General features: G+C 33.8%; 17 protein-coding genes. 13 read left to right on the forward strand and 4 right to left on the reverse strand.

What is annotated here, in order from left to right:
* Positions 1-539 precede the first annotated feature (539 nt).
* Together GKZ86_RS21690 and GKZ86_RS21695 are read right to left on the reverse strand one after the other, a co-directional pair.
* A complete protein-coding gene (locus GKZ86_RS21690; RefSeq protein WP_154785151.1) occupies positions 540-1,556 on the reverse strand; it encodes an LLM class flavin-dependent oxidoreductase in 1,017 nt (338 codons plus the stop codon).
* 98 nt (positions 1,557-1,654) lie between these two features.
* A complete protein-coding gene (locus GKZ86_RS21695) occupies positions 1,655-2,890 on the reverse strand; it encodes a polysaccharide deacetylase family protein (protein WP_154785152.1) in 1,236 nt (411 codons plus the stop codon).
* Between the two features lie 229 nt (positions 2,891-3,119).
* Here GKZ86_RS21695 and GKZ86_RS21700 point away from each other — a divergent pair, with 229 nt between their 5' ends.
* Positions 3,120-3,905 (forward strand): alpha/beta hydrolase, encoded by a 786-nt coding sequence (locus GKZ86_RS21700; RefSeq protein ID WP_154785153.1) that lies wholly within the window; start codon positions 3,120-3,122, stop codon positions 3,903-3,905.
* Here GKZ86_RS21700 and GKZ86_RS21705 read toward each other — a convergent pair.
* Entirely contained in the window at positions 3,902-5,884 is a 1,983-nt protein-coding gene (locus GKZ86_RS21705; protein ID WP_154785154.1) for a sigma 54-interacting response regulator, read from the reverse strand. The genes GKZ86_RS21700 and GKZ86_RS21705 overlap by 4 nt on opposite strands.
* Before the next feature lie 384 nt (positions 5,885-6,268).
* Between GKZ86_RS21705 and GKZ86_RS21710 the strand changes: the two genes are divergently transcribed.
* The 10 genes from GKZ86_RS21710 (at position 6,269) to GKZ86_RS21755 (ending at position 18,969) form a co-directional block, all read left to right on the forward strand.
* Complete coding sequence (locus tag GKZ86_RS21710; protein ID WP_154785155.1) at positions 6,269-7,615, forward strand: sigma-54 dependent transcriptional regulator; 1,347 nt, start codon at positions 6,269-6,271, stop codon at positions 7,613-7,615.
* A gap of 283 nt (positions 7,616-7,898) precedes the next feature.
* Positions 7,899-8,180 carry a hypothetical protein gene (locus GKZ86_RS21715; RefSeq protein ID WP_154785156.1) on the forward strand — a complete coding sequence of 94 codons (282 nt, stop codon included), beginning with the start codon at positions 7,899-7,901 and terminating at the stop codon, positions 8,178-8,180.
* Positions 8,181-8,342: 162 nt separating this feature from the next.
* Positions 8,343-8,420 carry a K(+)-transporting ATPase subunit F gene (gene kdpF / locus GKZ86_RS21720; protein ID WP_081909388.1) on the forward strand — a complete coding sequence of 26 codons (78 nt, stop codon included), beginning with the start codon at positions 8,343-8,345 and terminating at the stop codon, positions 8,418-8,420.
* A gap of 74 nt (positions 8,421-8,494) precedes the next feature.
* Positions 8,495-10,216, forward strand: coding sequence for a potassium-transporting ATPase subunit KdpA (gene kdpA / locus GKZ86_RS21725; protein WP_154785157.1), 1,722 nt, complete (start codon positions 8,495-8,497; stop codon positions 10,214-10,216).
* Positions 10,217-10,490: 274 nt separating this feature from the next.
* The gene (kdpB, locus tag GKZ86_RS21730; RefSeq protein ID WP_154785158.1) at positions 10,491-12,548 is read left to right on the forward strand and encodes a potassium-transporting ATPase subunit KdpB; all 2,058 of its coding nucleotides are present in this window, start codon (positions 10,491-10,493) and stop codon (positions 12,546-12,548) included.
* 94 nt (positions 12,549-12,642) lie between these two features.
* Positions 12,643-13,194 (forward strand): K(+)-transporting ATPase subunit C, encoded by a 552-nt coding sequence (locus GKZ86_RS21735; RefSeq protein ID WP_154785159.1) that lies wholly within the window; start codon positions 12,643-12,645, stop codon positions 13,192-13,194.
* A gap of 471 nt (positions 13,195-13,665) precedes the next feature.
* Entirely contained in the window at positions 13,666-14,745 is a 1,080-nt protein-coding gene (locus tag GKZ86_RS21740; protein ID WP_154785160.1) for a porin, read from the forward strand.
* A 152-nt stretch (positions 14,746-14,897) separates the two neighbouring features.
* Positions 14,898-16,022 carry a sensor protein KdpD gene (locus tag GKZ86_RS21745; protein WP_154785161.1) on the forward strand — a complete coding sequence of 375 codons (1,125 nt, stop codon included), beginning with the start codon at positions 14,898-14,900 and terminating at the stop codon, positions 16,020-16,022.
* 266 nt (positions 16,023-16,288) lie between these two features.
* Positions 16,289-18,007: an ATP-binding protein gene (locus tag GKZ86_RS21750; protein WP_154785162.1), complete on the forward strand. Its 1,719-nt coding sequence runs from the start codon at positions 16,289-16,291 to the stop codon at positions 18,005-18,007.
* A gap of 200 nt (positions 18,008-18,207) precedes the next feature.
* On the forward strand, positions 18,208-18,969 hold the full coding sequence (locus tag GKZ86_RS21755) for a phosphatase PAP2 family protein (RefSeq protein WP_154785163.1): 762 nt from the start codon (positions 18,208-18,210) through the stop codon (positions 18,967-18,969).
* A 66-nt stretch (positions 18,970-19,035) separates the two neighbouring features.
* On the opposite strand, the gene GKZ86_RS21760 is transcribed toward GKZ86_RS21755, so the two are convergent.
* Positions 19,036-19,809: a LexA family transcriptional regulator gene (locus GKZ86_RS21760; RefSeq protein WP_154785242.1), complete on the reverse strand. Its 774-nt coding sequence runs from the start codon at positions 19,807-19,809 to the stop codon at positions 19,036-19,038.
* Positions 19,810-19,906: 97 nt separating this feature from the next.
* On the opposite strand from GKZ86_RS21760, the gene GKZ86_RS21765 reads away from it, so the two are divergent.
* Both GKZ86_RS21765 and GKZ86_RS21770 read left to right on the forward strand, forming a co-directional pair.
* Positions 19,907-20,356, forward strand: coding sequence for a LexA family transcriptional regulator (locus GKZ86_RS21765; protein ID WP_154785164.1), 450 nt, complete (start codon positions 19,907-19,909; stop codon positions 20,354-20,356).
* 54 nt (positions 20,357-20,410) lie between these two features.
* Positions 20,411-21,670 carry a Y-family DNA polymerase gene (locus tag GKZ86_RS21770; protein WP_154785165.1) on the forward strand — a complete coding sequence of 420 codons (1,260 nt, stop codon included), beginning with the start codon at positions 20,411-20,413 and terminating at the stop codon, positions 21,668-21,670.
* The last annotated feature ends 71 nt before the right edge of the window (positions 21,671-21,741 follow it).

A 21,741-nucleotide genomic window follows, 5' to 3' on the forward strand; every position in this document is an offset into this window, starting at 1 on the left:
AATTTATTTTCATTTTGATTTATTTGCCTGTCAGTATTTAAAAGAACGTCTGTCGCTGTTGCGGGTGCAAAAGTAGCACCTTTATTTACATTTACAACACTTTTTATTATATAATTTCAATGTTTTTCTTAACTCGCTGGAAGTGTGTTTTTTATAACACAAAGTTTTTTTTGGCATTTTCTGCTTTTACTGTGTTCTTACTATCTTTTGCAGGTTTTGCCACAAAGGCGCGAAGACACTAATTTTTATTTTTGGGATGGTTTCTTCTCCTTTATACCTGATTTACCTTTGGAAAACCTCTGCCCTAGCCCCGATAGCAGTGGAAATCCTTTTGTTTTTTTTTTTCAAAAGCAAAAGATTGCAACGGATAGCGGGAATAGCTCCTCATTAATTCTAATTACAGAAAAGCTTCTGCCAAAGGAATACTATATAGTTTTACTCTTATTATATAGGTAACAAAAACAAACCCGACAAGTTTTAAAAACTGTCGGGTTGGAGAATGAAATTGTAATCTTATATATATTATATAGAAATTGTACTTATATATGTATACTTAAATTTAAACTATCGATTACTTCTTTGGTAATTTGAATACTTTTTAGTTTGGCTTGATGATCGAAGATTGGACTTGTTGCCATTAATTCATCTACACGGGAATAATCAATAAAATTTTTAAGATCTATTGCTAACTGTTCTTTGTTTCCTGTAAAAGTACATGCGGTCATTTGATTGACATGAAAGCGTTCTTCTTCGCTCATGATATCATCTAAAGATGGTACTGGTGGCTGCAATCCTTTACGATCGTTACGAATTAGGTTCAGGAACATTTGATACAAACTTGTAGACAGGAATTCAGCTTCTTCATTTGTGTCTGCTGCAACGATATTAACACAAGCCATTGTTTTGGGTTTATCTAAAACATCTGAAGCCTGAAAGTTTTCACGATAAAACTCAAATGCCTGTATCATTTGGCGTGGCGCAAAGTGACCTGCAAAAGCGTACGGCAAACCATATGCTGCGGCAAGGGCAGCACTTTCCATGCTTGAACCGAGTATCCAAATAGGAACATTTGTGCCCTCGGCAGGGAATGCACGTACTTTGGCGGTTGCATTTTCGGATGAAAAGTAATCCTGAAGCTTGCTTACATTTGCTGGAAAACGTTGTGCTTGCTCAAAAAAGTCTTTTCTGATGGCTTCGGCAGTTGGCTGATCTGTTCCTGGTGCTCTTCCTAATCCTAAATCAATTCTGTTTGGATAAAGTGTTTCTAAAGTACCAAATTGCTCTGCTACTATTAAAGGAGAATGATTTGGTAACATAATTCCGCCTGAACCTACTCTGATATTTTTTGTCTGACTGGCAATATATCCAATTAAGACTACTGTTGCTGAACTGGCAACGTGTGCCATATTATGATGTTCGGCTAACCAAAATCGCTTGTAATCTAACTGATCTGCGAGTTGTGCTATGTCTTTTGTTTTTTGAAATGTTTCGCCGGCATTGCTATCTTGTGTGATGATAGCTAATTCTAATATTGAGACTGAAATTGGGTTTTTCATGTAATTTTTTAATTTACACAAAATTAATTCATTTATAGAGATGTCTTTTCTTTTCTAATGTTAATAGAATTATAATGTTTAGAATATTACTTAATACTTTATTTAAGTTGAATATTAATTAGTTTATGTTTTGTTTTTCCGTCGCTGGAAATTTTAAAATCTGATGAATCTGATTCTATTTCAAATTTAGATGAAGTATCAATTGTTAACGAAATGTCTCGATTTCGAAAGGTTTTAGGAATTTCAGGAAGTTCAATCGTTACTATTACTTCTTTATTGTTTTGTGTGTATTTGATTTTGATTCTATCACGCAACCATATATACTCATAAACTTCTTGCCAAGGCGCCATCCAAATAGAATCATTTCCTTTTGATCCGTATTTATTAGCAATTGCTGTCATGTAATATTTAAAATCCGGAAAACGCATGCTTAAATTCCAGAGATTTCCGTTTCCAACTCCGTGCGTGAATTCATTATACCAAATTGGATTCGGCAATTTAGCTACGGAATCAAAGGTTGCTAAAAAGCGATCCATTGTTTTAAATCCAATTGTGTCTTTTGAGCTTTGGAGAAAAGTTCTTCCGTAAATCATTTTATCAAGATTGACTTTGTCTTTTACATTGATTACAGGTCCCAATCCGACATAAGATGCCACAGAAAAAGAACCATTTGCTAATGCATCTTTTTCATATTCTAATTGATATCCGGGGTCACTTTCTCCGCCCGGCACCACAAAATGTGACATCGTAAATCCTAAATTTTGTTGTATTGATGTTGTATTTTCTGTTACTTCTGTCAAAAAATTAGTTCCGTGTTTGGTTGCATGATGAAAACCATGATTCAAAATATCCCATCCTGCATCGTACATTTCTTTTACTTCTGCCCATGAAAGATGTCCGCGATAGGCCGAAAAATCTCCAATTGCACCACCGTTAATCGCTAAGCCTAGTTTAAATGGAATTTTATTTCCCAATCCATTAGAATAAAAAAGTCCTTTTGAGTTTGTTCCGTCTCCACCCTGATCATTTTTCCATTCGTTAATCATTGGGCCGCTTATTTTTCCTCCATTAAATAATGGAAAAGCTATTAAATAAGCTGATCGATATCCGTCATCAACGGTAAAACTGTATGCTAAATGTTTATCGAACTTTAATGCTGAAGGTTTAATTGTGATTTTATCAGCTGATTTTAATTTTATTTTAAAAGATATAGTTTTTGATTTTGTAGAATCTATTTTGAAATTTAATCTATTTGCAAAACAAAAAGATGTCAAATTAAGTATTAGAACAATGGTGAATAGAAATGTTTTTGCTCCTGACTGTGGTTTTTTCATTAGAGGTAATTGATTTAGAGTTTTTAAAGATACATTTCTTTGCTAAAATTTTATTTAAAAAAATGATATTTCAATAGTTCTAAATATTTTTTAACGAAATATAATAATTCCCAAAATCATCATTTAGCAACAGCGCTTTAATTTCAAAGCTTTGTAAAAAGGTATGTGATTTGTTATATAAGAGTATTCTGAGTTTCTATACTAATTAAAATCTCAAAACTAAACTATTATGTACCTATCTGATACAAAAACTATTGTGTTTATAACGGGAGCATTTATCAGTCATTCTTGCTGGAAGGAATGGATTGTTTTTTTTAGAGATAAAGGATATAAGACAGTTGCGCCGCCCTGGCCTCAGAAAAATGAATCAGTAGAAATTTTAAGAAATGAACATCCTGATTGTAAAATTGCTTTATTACGCTTGCCGCAATTAATTGATTACTATACTGAAATTATAGAAAAATTACCTGAAAAACCTATTTTAATAGGACATTGTTACGGCGGGCTCTTAACGCAATTACTGATGCAAAAAGAATTGGCCTGGGCCGGAGTTTGTATACATTCTGTTCCTCCGCAATTTGTTTTGCCAAGAAAAATTTCTTTTTATAAAGTGATTTGGAAACCTCTTGGCTTTTTTACTTCTTCAAAAAAAACTTTTTTAATGTCGTTTGAAGAATGGCAAAATTCGTTTACAAACGGAATGTCATTTGAGGAACAAATAATATCTTATGAACAATTGGTACTTCCCGAATCTAAATGTATTTTTAGAAATGTACTAAGCAAAACAGCAAAAATAAATTTCAAAAAAAAACATGAACCGCTGTTGTTTTTGTCTGGCTCTGATGATACTATTATCCCATCATCGCTCAATTATTGTAATTTCAAAAAGTACAAAAACCTTCATTCTATTACTTGTTATAAAGAATTCAGCGGTAAAAACCATTTTGTTTTAGGACAGCCAAATTGGGAAAAGGTTGCATTGTTTATTGTAAATTGGATCGAAAAGGTTTATTAATTTAACTCGCGTTTGATCTCTAATTTTTTGATTTTAGAATTTAATGTCGATGGATGAATGTCTAAAATCTCGGCAGCTCCACCAATTCCTGAAATTTTTCCGTTACATTTTTTCAAAATATATAAAATATAATCCCGTTCGTTTTCAAGAATTGTTTTAATAGAAAATGATTCTGTTGCATTTTCGGCATGCATTTTTGAAGACGCTGAAATTTCGATTTCTTTTATTGTATTTCCTTCGGTCAACAAAATTGTCCGCTGCATTACATGTTCGAGTTCTCTAATGTTTCCCGGCCAGTTGTAATTTATGATTTGCTCTAATGCATTTTCAGAAAGTATAGGAGATTTACGTCCCATTTTTTCGCTGTATATTTTTATAAAATGATTCGCTAATTCGGGAATATCATCTTTTCGTTTTTTTAATGGCGGTACCATAATAGGAAAAACATGCAGGCGATAATATAAATCCATTCTGAATCTTCCGGCTGCAACTTCTTCTTCTAAATCTTTATTTGTTGCTGCAATAATCCTGACATCAATTTTCATGGGCGATTTTCCACCAATGCGTTCAATTTCTCTTTCCTGCAAAACGCGTAATAATTTCACCTGAAGTTCCATTGGCATTTCTCCAATTTCATCCAGGAAAATAGTTCCTCCATCAGCCAATTCAAATTTGCCAATCCGTTTATCCAATGCACCCGTAAAAGCTCCTTTTTCATGACCAAAAAGTAATGATTCTGCCAGATTTTCAGGAATAGCACCACAGTTTATAATAACTAAAGGTTTATCTTTTCGTGGTGATAATGCGTGAATACTTTGCGCTATTTTTTCTTTTCCGGTTCCGCTTTCGCCTAAAACTAAAACTGATGTATCTGAAGGGGCAACTTTTCTAATGTAATTAAAAACAGTCATCATTTGTGTACTGTTTCCAATAATTCCCTCAAAACCAATCATCTCTTTTTCTGAATTTAAGTTCTTATATATTGTTTCTTTTTTAATTTTTTCATCTGCATTTAAAACCTCAACAGAATACATTTTATTAATAAACTGAATAAAATTGTTTTCTAAATTTGATAACAATTTTAAATTATCAGGAGAATAAACATTAAAATTTCTGCTATAAAACGTAATATGGAACTTTTGAATTGCTGCAATTGAAATTGGAAAAACCAAATATGATTTGATTCCGAAATTATGTGCGATTAAACCTTTTATAGGTGCAACCTGAAAATTATTAATGAGATTTTCTTCACTATAAATAATAGGCTCTGAATCTGTTTTTGATTTTTTATAGGTTTCATTTAGTTCTTTTACAGAAATATCGGCGATTTTAGAAAATTTTTCCGGACTTATAATTTGATAATCATCGATATTTTTACGCATAATTCCAAGATTAGCGTAATGCGTTGTATTAGCAAAACCTACTTCTAAATAATCAAATGAAATAAAAGTCTGCATTTTTTTTGCCAGTAAAAGTAAGCTTTCCTCCCATTTTAGATTTGAATTAATGATTTCGGTAATATCATTCTGCAACTGCAATTGTTGCAATAATTGCGATTCTAAACTGTATTCCTGTCGATAAAAAGCAATTTCAAGGGTGGTTAAAACATCTTGATCTCTAAAAGGTTTTACAATAAATCCGTAAGGCTGCGTAGTTTTGGCCTGATCTAAAATTCGTTTGCTTGAATTTGCAGATATATAAATAAACCCAATATGATTTTCTTTAAGAATTTGAGCAAGATCAATTCCGTTTCGGGTTCCTTTTAGCATAATATCCACAAACACTAAATCGGGCTTTTCTATTTGAATTTGCTCCAAAGCCTGATCTACAGAACGTGCAATTCCGGTTACTTCATAATTTGCTTTTTCAAGGATTAATTGCAAATCATGTGCTTCAATAAATTGATCTTCAACAATTAAAATTCGTTTTTTTAATGCAGTTTCAGATGAATTATTGACATCGCCGAATGCAGTTTTCATAATTGTGGTATTTTTAGTATTATAACGTATGTAATATATTGGTATAAAATTAGTTAATTATTATAACTAAAATAAACTTTTCTCCAAATATAAATCATTAAAAATTGCTTTTATGTGAATTTTCCTGATATTATTTTAAAATTCATATTGCTTCATTTCTATATTGTTTATTGAAAAACCGTTCAAAAGTTTAATTCTAAGTAAATTAACAAAGAACTTTTTACGCTCTGTCATTTTTAATTTTATTAGCTTTCAATCATTTGAATATAGGAGCGATCTTAAAATTGAATTTTCGCAAGAATTTCTGTTGAATTAAAAAAGCAAAGTGATTTTAAACCTAAATTTGTACATCAAAATACCAATTCGGTTTTAGCTTATCTGCAAATGACACACAAAATTTTAATTATAGACGACGAAGAAAAACTGAGAAGTCTGTTGGCACGTATTATAAAATCGGAAGGATTTGAAGTTATCGAAGCCAAAGATTTAAAATCAGGTTTTAAAAAACTGGAACAAACGGATATTGATGTTGTTTTATGTGATGTAAAATTACCAGACGGAAACGGTGTTGATTTTCTTCAAAATATAAAAGGAAGTTTTCCGCTTACGGAAGTTATTCTGCTGACTGCTTTTGGTAATATTCCGGATGGTGTTCAGGCAATGAAAAACGGGGCTTTTGATTATATTGTAAAAGGCGACGACAATGATAAAATTATTCCGCTTCTTTATAAAGCAATTGAAAAAGTGCATTTACAAAAGAAAGTACAGCAGCTTGAAAAACGAATCGGCGATAAATATTCTTTCAGTACCATTATTGGAAAATCAAAAGGAATTGAACAGGTTATTGATCTCGCACAAAAAGTAGCCAAAACTGATTCTACCGTTTTACTTACCGGCGAAACCGGAACTGGAAAAGAAGTTTTTGCGCAGGCGATTCATGAAAACAGTAATCGTGTCGGGAAATCTTTTGTGGCTTTAAACTGCAGCACTTTTAGTAAAGAAATTTTGGAAAGTGAACTTTTCGGTCATAAACAAGGCGCTTTTACCGGGGCTTTAAAAGATAAAAAGGGTTTTATTGAAGAAGCAAACGGAGGAACTTTATTCTTGGATGAAATTGGTGAAATGCCAATTGATCTTCAAGCTAAATTATTACGTGTTTTAGAAACCAGCGAATATATTCCTGTTGGAGATACAACTCCAAAAAAGTCAAATTTTAGATTAATTGCGGCTACAAACCGAGATTTAAAAACAGAAAGCGATGAACATCGTTTTCGTTCTGATTTGTATTTTCGTTTGAATATCTTCGAAATTAAATTGCCTTCTTTAAGAGAAAGAATCAAAGATATTGCGGTTTTGACACATCATTTCGTAAAGCAGTTTTCTGAAAAAACAAATAAAAAAACATTACATATCAGTGATGATTTTCTGCAGAAATTAGAAAACTATTCCTGGCCGGGAAATATCCGCGAACTCAAAAATATCATCGAAAGATCGGTTATTTTGAGTAATGGCGATACTTTAACTTCAGATGTTCTCCCATACGAAATGCAGCATCAAGCTGAAAAAAGCACCAAATCAATGTCGGCTTTCTCGATGCAGAGTGTTGAAAAGCTTCATATACAAAAGGTTTTAAATTATACCAAAGGAAATAAAGCTGAAACGGCACGATTACTCGAAATTGGAATTGCAACTTTGTACCGAAAATTAGAAGAATATAATATACAACCGTAATTCATCCTAAAAGGTTTTCAAAACCTTGCAGATTTAGATTTTAAATAATTTGAACTTTACACTTAAATAGAATACCTTCAAGGTTTTGAAAACCTTGCAGGAATCGGTAATAATCGAAACAACCTTATCATTTCAATAAAAGCTTATCATTTTGATAGGCTTTTTTTATGCCTGATTTTTGGCATGCAACGACATTCCTTTTATTGACAGCACTTTAGCTGTTACTTGATTTTTTCGGAACGTATTTTGGCATAAGGAGGAAGAACATTAAAATTCATTCTAAATGAAAAATCAAGTAACCTCAATCTACAAACAAGCTGAACGGTTTGCCGAAATCACTAAAAAATCTATTATTTCCGGCAATATCGTAAGAGCGAAGAAATGTCTGGCTCTTGCCGAACGTTTGTTTATAACCGGAAGCATCGAAACTAAAAATGCCATTTCTAATGTGTATGTTTTTTCGGTTTCTTCTTTTATGGAAATGCGCCACTGCAATATTTCACATCTTTTTCCACAAACGCTAAAAACGGAATATATCAAGCAAATTAATGCTTCGGGCGTATAAAGTTTAATCGGTTAATTGTTTAATTGTTTAATCGAAAAATCTAAAGTCTACAATTTTAAATCTAAAATAAATCCTATGATCACTTTTCTTTTACTCGCATTGGCCGTCGTGCTGTTCGCAATTTGTTTTCTCTCTGTTGAATTTTTTGAAAAAATCTAAATCATGACCGCACTATTTATTATTTCAATCGCCGTTTTCGTGTATTTGGTTTATGTATTAATCAAACCCGAAAAATTTTAAAATATGAATTTTTAGAATTTAAGATTGTCTCAAAGAAATCTAAAATCTAAAATCAACAATCTAATATTAAATATATGAACACAGAATTATTAGGCGTCATTGGTATTTTTATCCTAACCATTGTTTTAGCAATTCCTTTAGGAAAATATATTGCTAAAGTTTATTTGGGAGATAAAACACTTTTTGATCCGATTTTCAATCCAATTGAAAAATTTATTTTTAAAATAAGCGGTATAAATCCTGCTGAAGAAATGAACTGGAAACAACACTTAAAAGCACTTTTAAGTATTAATATGGTTTGGTTCTTTCTTTGCTTTTTTGTCTTATTGTTTCAGGGATCTTTACCTTTAAATCCTGATAACAACCCGTCCATGACGCCAGATTTGGCTTTTAATACGGCTATTTCATTTATTGTAAACTGTAATTTACAGCATTATTCAGGCGAAAGTGGCGTTTCTTACCTTTCACAAATCGTCTTGATGTTCCTTCAATTTGTTTCTGCTGGTATCGGAATGGCTGCTGCTGCTATGATTTTCACGGCAATGAAAGAAAGAACGACAGAAAAATTAGGTAATTTTTACAATTATTTCATCAAAAGCTGTACTCGTATTTTATTGCCGCTTTCAGCAATTGTGGCTGTTGCACTAGTATTTAGCGGAACTCCGATGACTTTTGAAGGTAAAGATGCTATTACGACGCTTCAAGGCGATCATGTAGAAGTTTCTCGCGGACCAGCTGCGGCCTTTATTGCGATCAAACATATTGGTACAAATGGTGGTGGATTTTTTGGAGCGAATTCAGCTCATCCATTAGAAAATCCAACTTATTTTACTAACCAAGTTGAACTTTGGGCGCAAATGATTATTCCGTTTGCCATGATTTTTGCACTTGGATTTTTCCTAAACAAAAGAAAACTTTCAAATATCATATTTGGTGTAATGACGGTTGGATTTTTACTTCTGGTTGTTCCAACAGTTATGAGCGAAATCAACGGAAATCCTGCTATCGAAAAAATGGGAATCGCACAAGCAACCGGAGCGATGGAAGGAAAAGAAGTTCGGTTTGGTCCCGCAATGTCAGGTTTCTGGAGTATTGCTACAACCGTAATTTCTACAGGTTCTGTAAACAGTATGCACGATAGTTCAATGCCAATGTCTGGTACTATGCAGCTATTATCTATGATGGTGAATGCTTTTTACGGCGGATGCGGTGTTGGTATTCTAAACTATTACATTTTCATTATTCTGGCTGTATTTATCTCCGGTTTGATGGTAGGTCGAACTCCTGAGTTTTTAGGAAAGAAAATCGAAGCGCGGGAAGTTAAAATTGCTGCTTTTATCGCCATTCTTCATCCTTTATTAATATTAGCCGGAACTGCTTTAGCTTCTTATTTTGCTGCGTATGACACTGCAATGGGTTATTGGTTTAACGGAAACGCAACAGGATGGTTGAACAATCCAGGAAATCACGGATTCTCAGAAATGTTATACGAATACACTTCTAGTGCTGCTAACAACGGTTCTGGTTTTGAAGGTTTGGGAGATAATAATCCATTCTGGAATATTACTACAGGAATTGTATTACTGTTAAGCCGTTTTATTCCAATCATTGGGCCATTGGCAATTGCAGGTTTATTGGCAGGTAAAAAATACATTCCGGAGAGTGCCGGAACTTTAAAAACCGACACATCAATTTTCGGAATCATGACTTTTGCCGTAATCGCAATTATCGCTGCTTTATCATTCTTTCCAGCGTTGGCGCTTGGACCTTTAGCAGAGTATTTTACACTAAAATAAAAATGCTGAAAATATTCTAAACACATAGAGACATAGAATTTAAATCTATAAAAAAGAATAAAAAGAAAACTCGTTTTCACACATAGTTAGAATAACGATTTTACCATTCGCATTTCAATATAGCCCGTGGTTTCAACCACGGGAAACGAATTGCAGGAACAAAGATTGTGATATACGTTGCGTCCCAGCGGTTGAAACCACTGGCTATATTCTATAATCTATATGTTTTTAGCGCATAACATTTAACAAATAACATTTAACTTTTTACAAGAAAATGACAACTAATAAATCCACATCATTGTTTGAAAGTAAGCAAGTAAAAGAAGCCTTAGCGCAATCTTTTGTGAAGCTTAATCCAAAGTTGATGATCAAAAATCCGGTAATGTTTACCGTAGAAATTGGAACTGCAATTATGTTTGCTGTTTGCGTTTCGATCTTAATGGGCGCAAATGACCAAGGAAGTTTTACTTATAACTTAATTGTATTTTTAATTTTACTGGCAACGCTTTTATTTGCCAATTTCGCCGAAGCAATTGCCGAAGCGAGAGGAAAAGCACAAGCCGACAGTTTAAGAAAAACAAGAGAAGAAACTCCTGCAAGACAGATTCTGCCTAACGGAGAAATTAAAAACATTAGTTCTTCGGCATTAAAAAAAGACGATATTTTCGTTTGCGAAGCCGGCGATTTAATTGCTGCCGATGGTGAAATTATTGAAGGTCTGGCTACAATCGACGAAAGTGCCATTACCGGAGAAAGTGCTCCTGTTATTCGGGAAGCTGGCGGAGATAAATCATCCGTAACCGGAGGAACAAAAGTATTATCTGATAAAATTAAAGTAAAAGTAACTTCTGAACCTGGCGAAAGCTTTTTGGATAAAATGATTGCTTTGGTTGAAGGTGCAAGCCGTCAGAAAACACCAAACGAAATTGCCTTAACCATTTTATTAGCCGCATTTACTTTAATCTTCGTGATTGTGTGCGTTACGCTAAAACCGTTTGCCGACTATGCCAACGCACCCATCACGATTGCGGCTTTCATCGCTTTGTTTGTATGTTTAATTCCAACTACAATTGGAGGTTTACTTTCTGCGATTGGTATTGCGGGAATGGACAGAGCTTTACGAGCTAACGTAATTACAAAATCAGGAAAAGCGGTTGAAACTGCCGGAGATATTGATGTACTGCTTTTGGATAAAACAGGAACCATCACCATTGGAAACAGAAAGGCAACTAATTTTTATCCAACAAAAGGAATTTCTTTGGATGATTTTATTAAATCTGCCGTGTTGAGTTCACTTGCTGATGATACTCCTGAAGGAAAAAGTATTATTGAATTGAGCAAAACGATCGACTTAAATGGTAAAATACAATCTGATATTGCGCATTTCACAGAAAATATTTCTCACACTATAAAATTTACTGCCGAAACCAGAACTTCCGGAGTCGTATTAAAAGACGGAACTAATATTAGAAAAGGTGCTCAGGATGCTGCGAAAAACATTGCGCAGCAAGCCGGAAATTCTTTTCCAGAAGATACTGCACAACAAGTAATCACGATTTCGTCTAACGGAGGAACGCCTCTGGTTGTTATTAAAGACAATGTAGTTCAAGGTGTTATCGAACTTCAGGATATTATCAAAACCGGAATGAAAGAACGTTTTGAGCGCTTACGCAGAATGGGAATCAAAACGGTAATGGTTACAGGTGATAATCCGCTTACGGCCAAATTTATTGCCGAAGCAGCCGGTGTTGATGATTTTATTGCCGAAGCTAAACCTGAGGATAAAATGAATTATATCAAAAAAGAACAGGCCGAAGGAAGATTAGTTGCCATGATGGGTGACGGAACAAATGATGCTCCTGCCCTTGCTCAAGCCAATGTTGGAGTTGCCATGAATAGTGGAACTCAAGCAGCAAAAGAAGCCGGAAACATGGTCGATCTTGACAATGACCCAACGAAACTAATCGAGATTGTTGAAATTGGAAAACAGCTTTTAATGACTCGCGGAACTTTAACTACTTTTTCTATTGCAAATGACGTTGCGAAATATTTTGCTATTGTTCCTGCTCTTTTTATTACTGCGATTCCTGCGCTTCAAGGTTTAAATATCATGCATTTGCATAGTCCTGAAAGTGCGATTTTGTCGGCTGTAATTTTCAATGCGATTATCATTCCGATATTGATTCCGCTTGCGCTGAAAGGTGTTGATTATCGACCAATTGGAGCTAGTGCCATCTTAAAAAGAAACCTTTTGATTTATGGTCTTGGCGGATTGATTGTCCCTTTTATCGGAATTAAAGTAATTGATTTAATTGTTGCCTTATTTATGTAAATAAAAGTTACTAAGGTTCTGAGATGCTAAGGTGCTAAGTTTTTTCTTAGTCCCTTAGAACCTTAGCTCCTTAGAACCTCTAAAAATGAAAAAAATGAAAAATCTATTTTCTATAATAAAACTTACTGCGGTTACTTTAATCTTGTTCGCAGTTATTTATCCTTTAGCGATTTACGGAATCGGACAATTGGCTCCAAATCAAGGAAAAGGAGAAACGATTTCGGTTAACGGAAAAGTTGTTGGTTATCAAAAAATTGGTCAGAAATTCGATAAGTCGAATTATTTCTGGGGAAGACCATCTGCTGTTGATTATAATGCTGCCGGAAGTGCCGGAAGCAACAAAGGTCCAAGCAATGCTGATTATTTGGCTTTGGTTCAAAAAAGAATTGATACACTTTTATTGGTTCATCCATACTTGAAAAAAGCTGATATTCCGTCAGATATGGTTACGGCTTCAGGAAGTGGTTTAGATCCGAATATTTCTCCGCAAGGCGCTTTGATTCAGGTAAAACGAATTGCTAAAGAAAGAAAACTGGATGAAACTAAAGTAAAAGCTTTGGTTGAATCTAAAATTAATACTGCTGTCGTTGGTCCTGAAACGGTGAATGTTTTGGAATTGAATGTAGCGTTGGATCAGCTTCGCTAAAACTCTAAGTTGCTATCCCGAGGCTTCGGGACTAAGATACTGACATTCTAAGTTTTTATCCTGCAAGGTTTTCAAAACCTTGTAGGTATGATTAATCTTCATCAAGCTATTATCATGAAGTAACCGTATAGTTTGTCATCCTGAGGAACGAAGGATCACACGAGAAACTCCGTCCGCATGATCGCCAATCTTTGTCGAGCTTCTGGTGTGATACTTCGTCCGGATGACAAACTTTGGCGAGGATTGGAATCGAAAAACTAAACTTAGAATAATACCTAACAGGTTTTGGAAACCTGTTAGGATATAAAACCTATTAAAATACAAAATGCCTTTTTTACCCCAAATGCCCTAGCCCCGATAGTAGTGGAAATCCTTTTGTGTCTCGTTTCTTTAACGAGACACAAAAGATTGAAACGGATAGCGGGATTAGCTCCTAAAAAATCTACTAATAAATAATAGAATACCACAAAAATGAAAAAAATAATACTTACTGCTTTAATCGCTTTTGGTTACAGCAATTTACAAGCACAAGAAGAATCAAAAAGTCCGTTTACATTTTCAGGATATGTAGACGCTTATTATAGTTATGATTTCGGGAAACCTGAAAATCATACTCGACCGAACTTTTTTTACAGTTATAATAAAAGTAACGAGGTAAATCTGAATTTAGGTATGGCAAAAGTGAATTATTCGAAAGAAAATATTCGTGGAAATTTTGCTTTGATGGCGGGAACTTATGCTGAATATAATATGGCTGCTGAACAAGGTTTATTGAAAAATGTTTACGAGGCAAATGTTGGTGTAAAGATTTCGAAAAGTCATAATTTATGGATTGATGCGGGAATTATGCCTTCGCATATTGGTTTTGAAAGTGCGATTGGAAAAGACTGCCAAACCTTGACGAGAAGTATTCTGGCTGAGAATTCTCCTTATTATGAAACGGGAGTTAAAATTGGTTATACATCAGAATCTGGAAAATGGTATTTGGCCGGAATGTACTTAAACGGCTGGCAGCGAATTGAGAAAGTAGAAGGCAATCAAACGCCTGCTTTTGGAACTCAGGTTACCTACAAACCATCTGATAAAGTGGTTTTGAACTGGAGTACTTATGTTGGAAATGAACAGCCGGATATTGACAAAAAATGGCGTTATTTTAATAATTTCTACGGACAATTTAAAGTAACAGAGAAAACAAATGTAACGGCTGGTTTTGATGTTGGATCTCAGCAGTCGGCTAAAAACAGTAACAAATATGACACTTGGTTTTCGCCAGTTTTGATTCTGCAATACAAGCCAACAGATAAAATTCAGCTTGCAGCCCGCGGTGAATATTATAGTGATGAAAAAGGTGTAATTATCGCGACTGAAACGCCAAACGGTTTTAAATCTTATGGATTTTCAGCTAACTTTGATTACTTAGTTACTGATAATGTTATGTTTAGAATTGAAGCCAGAAATCTTTCGAGTAAAGATGAAATCTTCACCAATAAAGATAATCTTCCAACGGATACAAATACGTTTTTAACGACTTCGTTGGCGATTTCTTTTTAGAAAAATATTTCTTGCCACAGATTACACAGATTAAAAGGATTTTTTTTGTGCTAATTTATTCGCCACGAATTCACGAATTTTTATTTAAAAGAATTCGTGAATTCGTGGCTAAAAAAAAACTTTGTGACTTAGCGCCTTCGTGGCAAAAAAATATGGAAAACGAAAATAATAACGCACAGCACTTTCTCGATTTAATTCAGAAATCAAGAAAGGGAAAGTTTAAAATCTACATTGGAATGAGCGCCGGTGTGGGCAAAACTTTTCGTATGCTTCAGGAAGCACATTCGTTATTGAAAAACGGAATTGATGTAAAAATTGGCTACATCGAAACGCACATGCGAAAGGAAACACATGAATTATTAGCGGGTTTGCCCATAATTCCGAGACGAACCATTTTCTATAAAGGAAAAGAATTGGAGGAATTGGATGTTCAGGCGATTATTAATCTTCGTCCCGAAGTAGTTATTGTCGACGAATTAGCGCACACAAACGTTGAAGGAAGCAAAAATGAAAAACGCTGGCAGGATGTTCTGGAAATTCTGGAAGCTGGAATTAATGTGATTTCGGCTGTCAATATTCAGCATATTGAAAGTTTAAATTCAGCTGTAAAACGTATTACCAACATTGATGTTCAGGAACGTATTCCGGATAATGTTTTACGTTTGGCGGATGAAGTGGTCAATATCGATTTAACATCTGAAGATTTGATAGCGCGTTTGAAAGAAGGAAAAATTTATACTCCGGATAAAATTCAGACCGCTTTAACGAACTTTTTTAAATCGGAACAGATTTTACAGCTTCGGGAATTGGCTTTGAAAGAAGTAGCGAGTCAGGTCGTTCGAAAAGTTGAAAATGAAGTTCCGAATCTTCATGCATTACGACATGAAAAGCTTTTGGCCTGCATTAGCAGTAATGATAAAACGGCTAAAATTGTAATTAGAAAAGCGGCCCGTTTGGCAAGTTATTACAATGGATCCTGGTATGTTTTATATGTGGAAACTCCGCAGGAAAGCAGTACTAAAATTGCTTTGGACAAACAAAGACATTTAATTAATAATTTTAAACTCGCCGTACAATTAGGCGGAGAAGTAGTTAAATTAGAAAACAAAAATATTGCCGATGCGATTTTGGCAACCGTAGAAGAAAAACAAATTACAACTGTATGTATCGGAAAACCGCATTTGAATTTATTTAAAGTAATTTTGTCTACAACAATTTTTAGGCGCTTGTTAAACAAACTGTCTTTATCAAATGTTGATCTTGTTATTCTGTCTTGAAAAAATTTTTAAACCATATAAGTTATATAAGTTCATTTAAATTAGGAACGTGTAGTTTAACCGCAAAGAACGCAAGGTTTATAAGCAAAGTTCGCTAAAGTTTTTTTGCTCGCAAAGTCGCAAGGTCGCAAAGGTTTTTGTTTGTACTATGGAAAAAATCTTTGCGTGCTTTGCGAAATCTTTGCGCCTTTGCGGTTAAAAAAAGCAATTCTAATATTTTCTTATATCACTTATATGGTTCAAAAAAAAATTAAATGTTTTATAAAATGAGAATTAAAACCAAGTTGAATTTGGGAGTTGGATTATTATTTTTAATGATCATTATACTTTCGTTAGTGAGCGGTTATTCTGTTTTTTTGATAAAAGCAGACACAGAAAATATTCTGAAAGCGAATTATAATACGCTGGAATATTCGCGAAATATGATTTTGTCTTTGGATGAAATTAAAGCCAGCCCTGATAGTAAGATTCATGTTTTCAGGGAATATCTTGAAAAACAAACACAAAATGTTACGGAACCCGGAGAAAAAGAAGCAACTGCAAACCTGGAAAAAAGTTTTACGCTTTTAGAACAAAATGGTGCCAACGAAGCTATAAAAGCAAAAATCAGACAGGATATTTTTGCTATTATGAAACTGAATCTGGATGCTATAAAACAGAAAAGCGACATTGCAAAACTGACTGCCGAAAATGCTAATTTATGGATTGCCATTGTGGGAAGTTTATGCTTTTTGATTGCTTTTAATTTACTGGTCAATTTACCCAATAACATTGCCAATCCGATTAAGGAATTAACGCTGAGTATTAAAGAAATTGCGAATAAAAACTACTCTGAGCGCGTTCATTTTACGAGTCATAGCGAATTTGGAGATTTGGCCAAATCGTTTAATACGATGGCGCAGAAACTTCAGGAATATAACGATAGTAATTTATACAAACTCTTTTTCGAAAAGAAACGACTGGAAACTTTAATCAATAATATGAACGATCCTATTATTGGATTAGATAATGAAGGAATTGTTTTGTTTGCCAATGATGAAGCGTTGAAAATTATTGGTTTGAAATTAGAGGATGTTATTGGGAAATCGACTTCTAATCTAGCCTTGTCGAATGATTTGATTCGTTCTTTAATTTTAAAAGAAGATTCAGATTCTCCTAAAAAACATCCGCTTAAAATTTATGCTCACGGAAAAGAAAGTTATTTCGAAAAAGAAATTCTAAATATTACCATAATTCCAACCGGAGAAGAAAAAGAAATTAATATTGGTGATGTTATTATTCTGAGAAACATTACGCTTTTTAAAGAACTGGATTTTGCCAAAACCAATTTTATTGCAACCGTTTCACACGAATTAAAAACGCCTATTGCTTCTATAAAATTAAGTCTGCAGTTGCTTGAAAATGAAAAAACGGGCGACATGAACGACGACCAAAAACAATTGGTCGAAAGTATAAAAGATGACAGTCAGCGATTGTTGAAAATCACGGGCGAATTGCTTAATCTATCGCAATTAGAAACCGGAAATATTCAGTTAAATATCGAAAAAAGCAATCCGCATGAAATTGTAAATTATGCTGTTGAAGCTGTAAAAGTTCAGGCTGATCAAAAACAAATAAATCTTTTAATTGATGCCGATGAAAATCTGCAGGACGTAAAAGCCGACAGTGAAAAAACAGGCTGGGTTTTGATTAATTATTTATCAAATGCCATTCGATATTCTTCTGAAAAAAGTACAATTCACATCAAACTAAAAAAAGAAAACAACCAAATTGTCTTTCAGGTTATCGACACCGGAAAAGGAATTGATACTCGATATAAAGACAAAGTTTTTGATAAATATTTTCAGGTTCCCGGAAGTCAAAAATCCGGAACAGGATTAGGTCTAGCGATAAGTAAAGAATTTATTGAAGCGCAAAATGGAAACGTTGGTGTAGAAAGTAATTTGGGATTAGGAAGTACGTTTTGGTTTTCGTTGAAGGTATAAGAATAATTGTTAATTGTTAATTGTTAATTGTTAATTGTTAATTGTTAATTGTTAAAAGAAAAAAATATTAAAAAATTTAGCCAATCTTAACTCAACTATCTTATTTAAAACCCAGAAATTAATTTTCGCTTAAGGTTCAATTAAGCATAAAATACCTACGTCGAACATTCGTTACTATTGCAAAATATAACGACAAAAAAATGTTTTACAAAACGATTTCTCTGGTATTTCTGTTTGGGTTATTTTCTGCGAATGCACAACAAAATGATTCCATTACAAAAATTGACAGCACTTCAAATCATTTAAAATTTAACTACAAAAAATTAATTATTCCGAGTATTTTAATTGGGTATGGTGTTATTGGTCTTGAAAGTGATCAGTTGCTGAGTTTCAATTCGCAAATTAAAAAAGAAGTTACGGAAGATATAGACGAGAAAATTACTATTGATGATTTCTCTCAATACGCGCCTGCAGCATCTGTTTATGCCTTGAATGCATTTGGTATAAAAGGTAAAAACAATATGCGGGATCGCTCGGTAATATTTGTGACTTCGTACGCAATTATGGCGACAACAATTTTGAGTTTAAAATCGATTGTGCATGAAGAAAGACCTGACGGGAGTTCTAACAATTCTTTTCCTTCCGGACATACTGCAACTGCTTTTGCCGGAGCTGAGTTTTTATGGCAGGAATACAAGGACAAATCGATTTGGTACGGAATTGCCGGTTATGCTGTTGCAACCGGAACGGGATTATTTAGAATTTATAATAACCGCCATTGGTTAACCGATGTTGCTGCCGGAGCGGGAATTGGGATTTTGAGCACTAAACTAGCATATTGGATGAATCCTTATATTACTAAAAAATTATTCAAATCGTCTTCTGAAATTAAATCAACTTCTATGGTTGCTCCTTTTTATAATGGGCAGCAATATGGTTTGAGTTTTGTTAAGGTTTTTTAGGATTTTTTGCCACAAATTCACGAATTTTAATTTAAAATAATTCGTGAATTCGTGGCAATAACTTTTTTAAGTATTCGAAGTATTATTCTTAATTTCTCTAACTTCTCTTTTCAATTCTAAAAGTAAATCCTTCATTGCTCCAGTTTCCGTTATTTCTTGTTTTTTGTCTGATCGGCCTATGTTGCATTCGTATTCCCAAATCTCTAAAATATCAGAAGCTTTCACTTCAAAATTCGGGTAAAAACTATTATCTGATTCTAAGACCAAAGCGTTCTTTTTATTTTTATTGAGACGTTTGTAAACCATTCCTTCGCTTTTGGTTATCAAGATATAAGTCTTTCCATCCATCACTTCTCCCAGCCTTTCTACATAACGACCAATAATAATTGAACCATCTTCATGCGGAGGCATCGAATCGCCTTCAACAGGAAAACCTCTGTGTTTACCCGGTCCTAAAAATGGAAGAGAAACCTGTTGTAAACTTTCGATATATTCCGGATCAGCATAGCCGTTTAGATAACCTGCTTTTGCTTTTTGGGATACGATTTCGATATAATTTTCTCCAAATTGATCGACCTGGATTGGTAAAATGAGTCGGTTGCCTTCCAGTTTTATTAAATTTTCCACGTCAATTTTACGAACATCAACAGACAATAACAAGTCAATGCTCATGTGAAAATATAAAGCAATCTGCTTTAAAATATCATACGGTGCTTCCGAAGTTCCATCTTCGTATTTAACGTATCTTCCTCTTGTAATACTTAGGTTTCCAGCTAATTTCTCCTGCGATATTTTATGCTTAACCCTTAATGCTCTGATGTTGTCTGAAAATAAGGACATAATTAATTTGTTATAATTTGGAACAGCAAATATATGAAAAAATGTTATCATCTGTACTAATTTTGCTTTATACAGAAAACATTTTTTTGAAGTGATCATGAAATTGAGAAATATAAATACCACCAAATCAATAGAGTTGTACATTCCGGATGTAAGTTCTGAAATTAAGCTGCCTTTTTTTGACGTTGGTATCAGCGCAGGTTTTCCTTCGCCTGCAGATGACTTTATCGAATTATCAATTGATCTCAACAAAGAATTCATCAAGCATAAATACACTACTTATTTTGCCCGGGTAAAAGGGCATTCTATGAAAAATGCAGGCATTAATGATGGTGATTTATTGATTATTGATAAAAGTCTGGAGCCTCAAAATAATAAAATTGCTGTTTGTCAAATTGATGGCGAATTTACCGTAAAACGTATCAGGATAGAAAAAGACCTCATCTGGCTTATTGCAGAAAATGAAGATTATCAACCTATAAAAGTAACTCCGGAAAATAATTTTGTGATTTGGGGAATTGTAATTCATAGTATTAAAACTTTTTGAGTTTATTGTCAAACTGACAAAAGAGAAATAGAAATAAAAAAACACATTTAGAAAATGTTTGCTTTAGTCGATTGTAACAATTTTTATGCTTCTTGTCAAAGAGTATTTGAGCCACGTTTAAGAGGAAAACCTATCGTTATTCTCTCGAATAATGATGGATGTGTTATTTCGCGGTCTGATGAAGCCAGAGCTTTGGGCATACCAATGGCCATTCCTGCTTTTAAGTATGAATCTGTTTTTAAAGAAAAAAATATTTTTGTTTATTCTTCTAATTATCCATTGTACGGCGATATGAGCAATCGGGTCATGAACCTGCTTCAAACGTATACGCCCGAAATCGAAATTTACAGTATTGATGAAGCTTTCCTGAAATTTTCAGGTTACGATTTATTCGATCTGAATGCATTGGGTTTAAAAATGCGAAAAGAAGTCACACAAGGAACTGGTATTCCCGTTAGTATAGGTTTTGCGCCTACTAAAGCTTTGTCTAAAATGGCAAATAAAATTGCCCGAAAATTTGCAGATCGTACACAGGGTGTTTATTGCATTGACTCTGAAGAAAAAAGAATTAAAGCGTTAAAATGGTCTAAAATTGAAGATGTTTGGGGAATTGGAAGAAAACACGCCAAACGACTTAAATTAAAAAAAGTCAACACGGCTTATGAATTTACCGAGCTTCCGGATGCCTGGGTAAGAAAAGAAATGTCTGTCGTAGGACTTCGGTTAAAGCATGAATTAGAAGGGAAATCAACTTTAGAATTAGAGGATACGTCAGACCGAAAAATGATTGCAACTACGAGATCTTTCGAAAAAAAATATACTACTTATGAAGAAATCTCTGAAAGAATCAGCACGTTTACAGCATCTTGTGCAGAAAAATTAAGGCGTCAGGATTGTCATTGTAATATGGTAACTGTTTTTATTCAGACTAGTTTTTTAAAGAATGAGCAATCTCATTACTCACGAAGTATTACCATTACGACTGATTTTCCAACCAATTCGACAATAGAGCTTAATGAGGCCGCACAAAAAGGATTTAAAGCTATTTTTAAAAATGGATATCGCTATAAAAAAGCCGGTGTAATTGTAATGGGCTTGACGCCAAATAGTGAAACGCAGCTTAATTTATTCGAAACTTCAAATCCTAAACATGAACCTTTAATGAGGGTAATTGATAAAATGAATCAGAGTTATGGTAATAATAAAATTAAATTCGGAGTGCAGTCCTTAGGACGGCAATGGAAAATGAAGCAGAATAGATTATCTCCCAAGTTTTCTACTTCACTAAAAGATGTTATTACGGTTAAAGTTTAATTTTTTCAGATAAAAAATAAGCCTATTACATATTTTAAATTTTATTAAAACAACAGAAAAACAATCGATTT

The sequence above is a fragment of the Flavobacterium sp. LC2016-13 genome, assembly GCF_009707955.1.
GTDB lineage: Bacteria > Bacteroidota > Bacteroidia > Flavobacteriales > Flavobacteriaceae > Flavobacterium.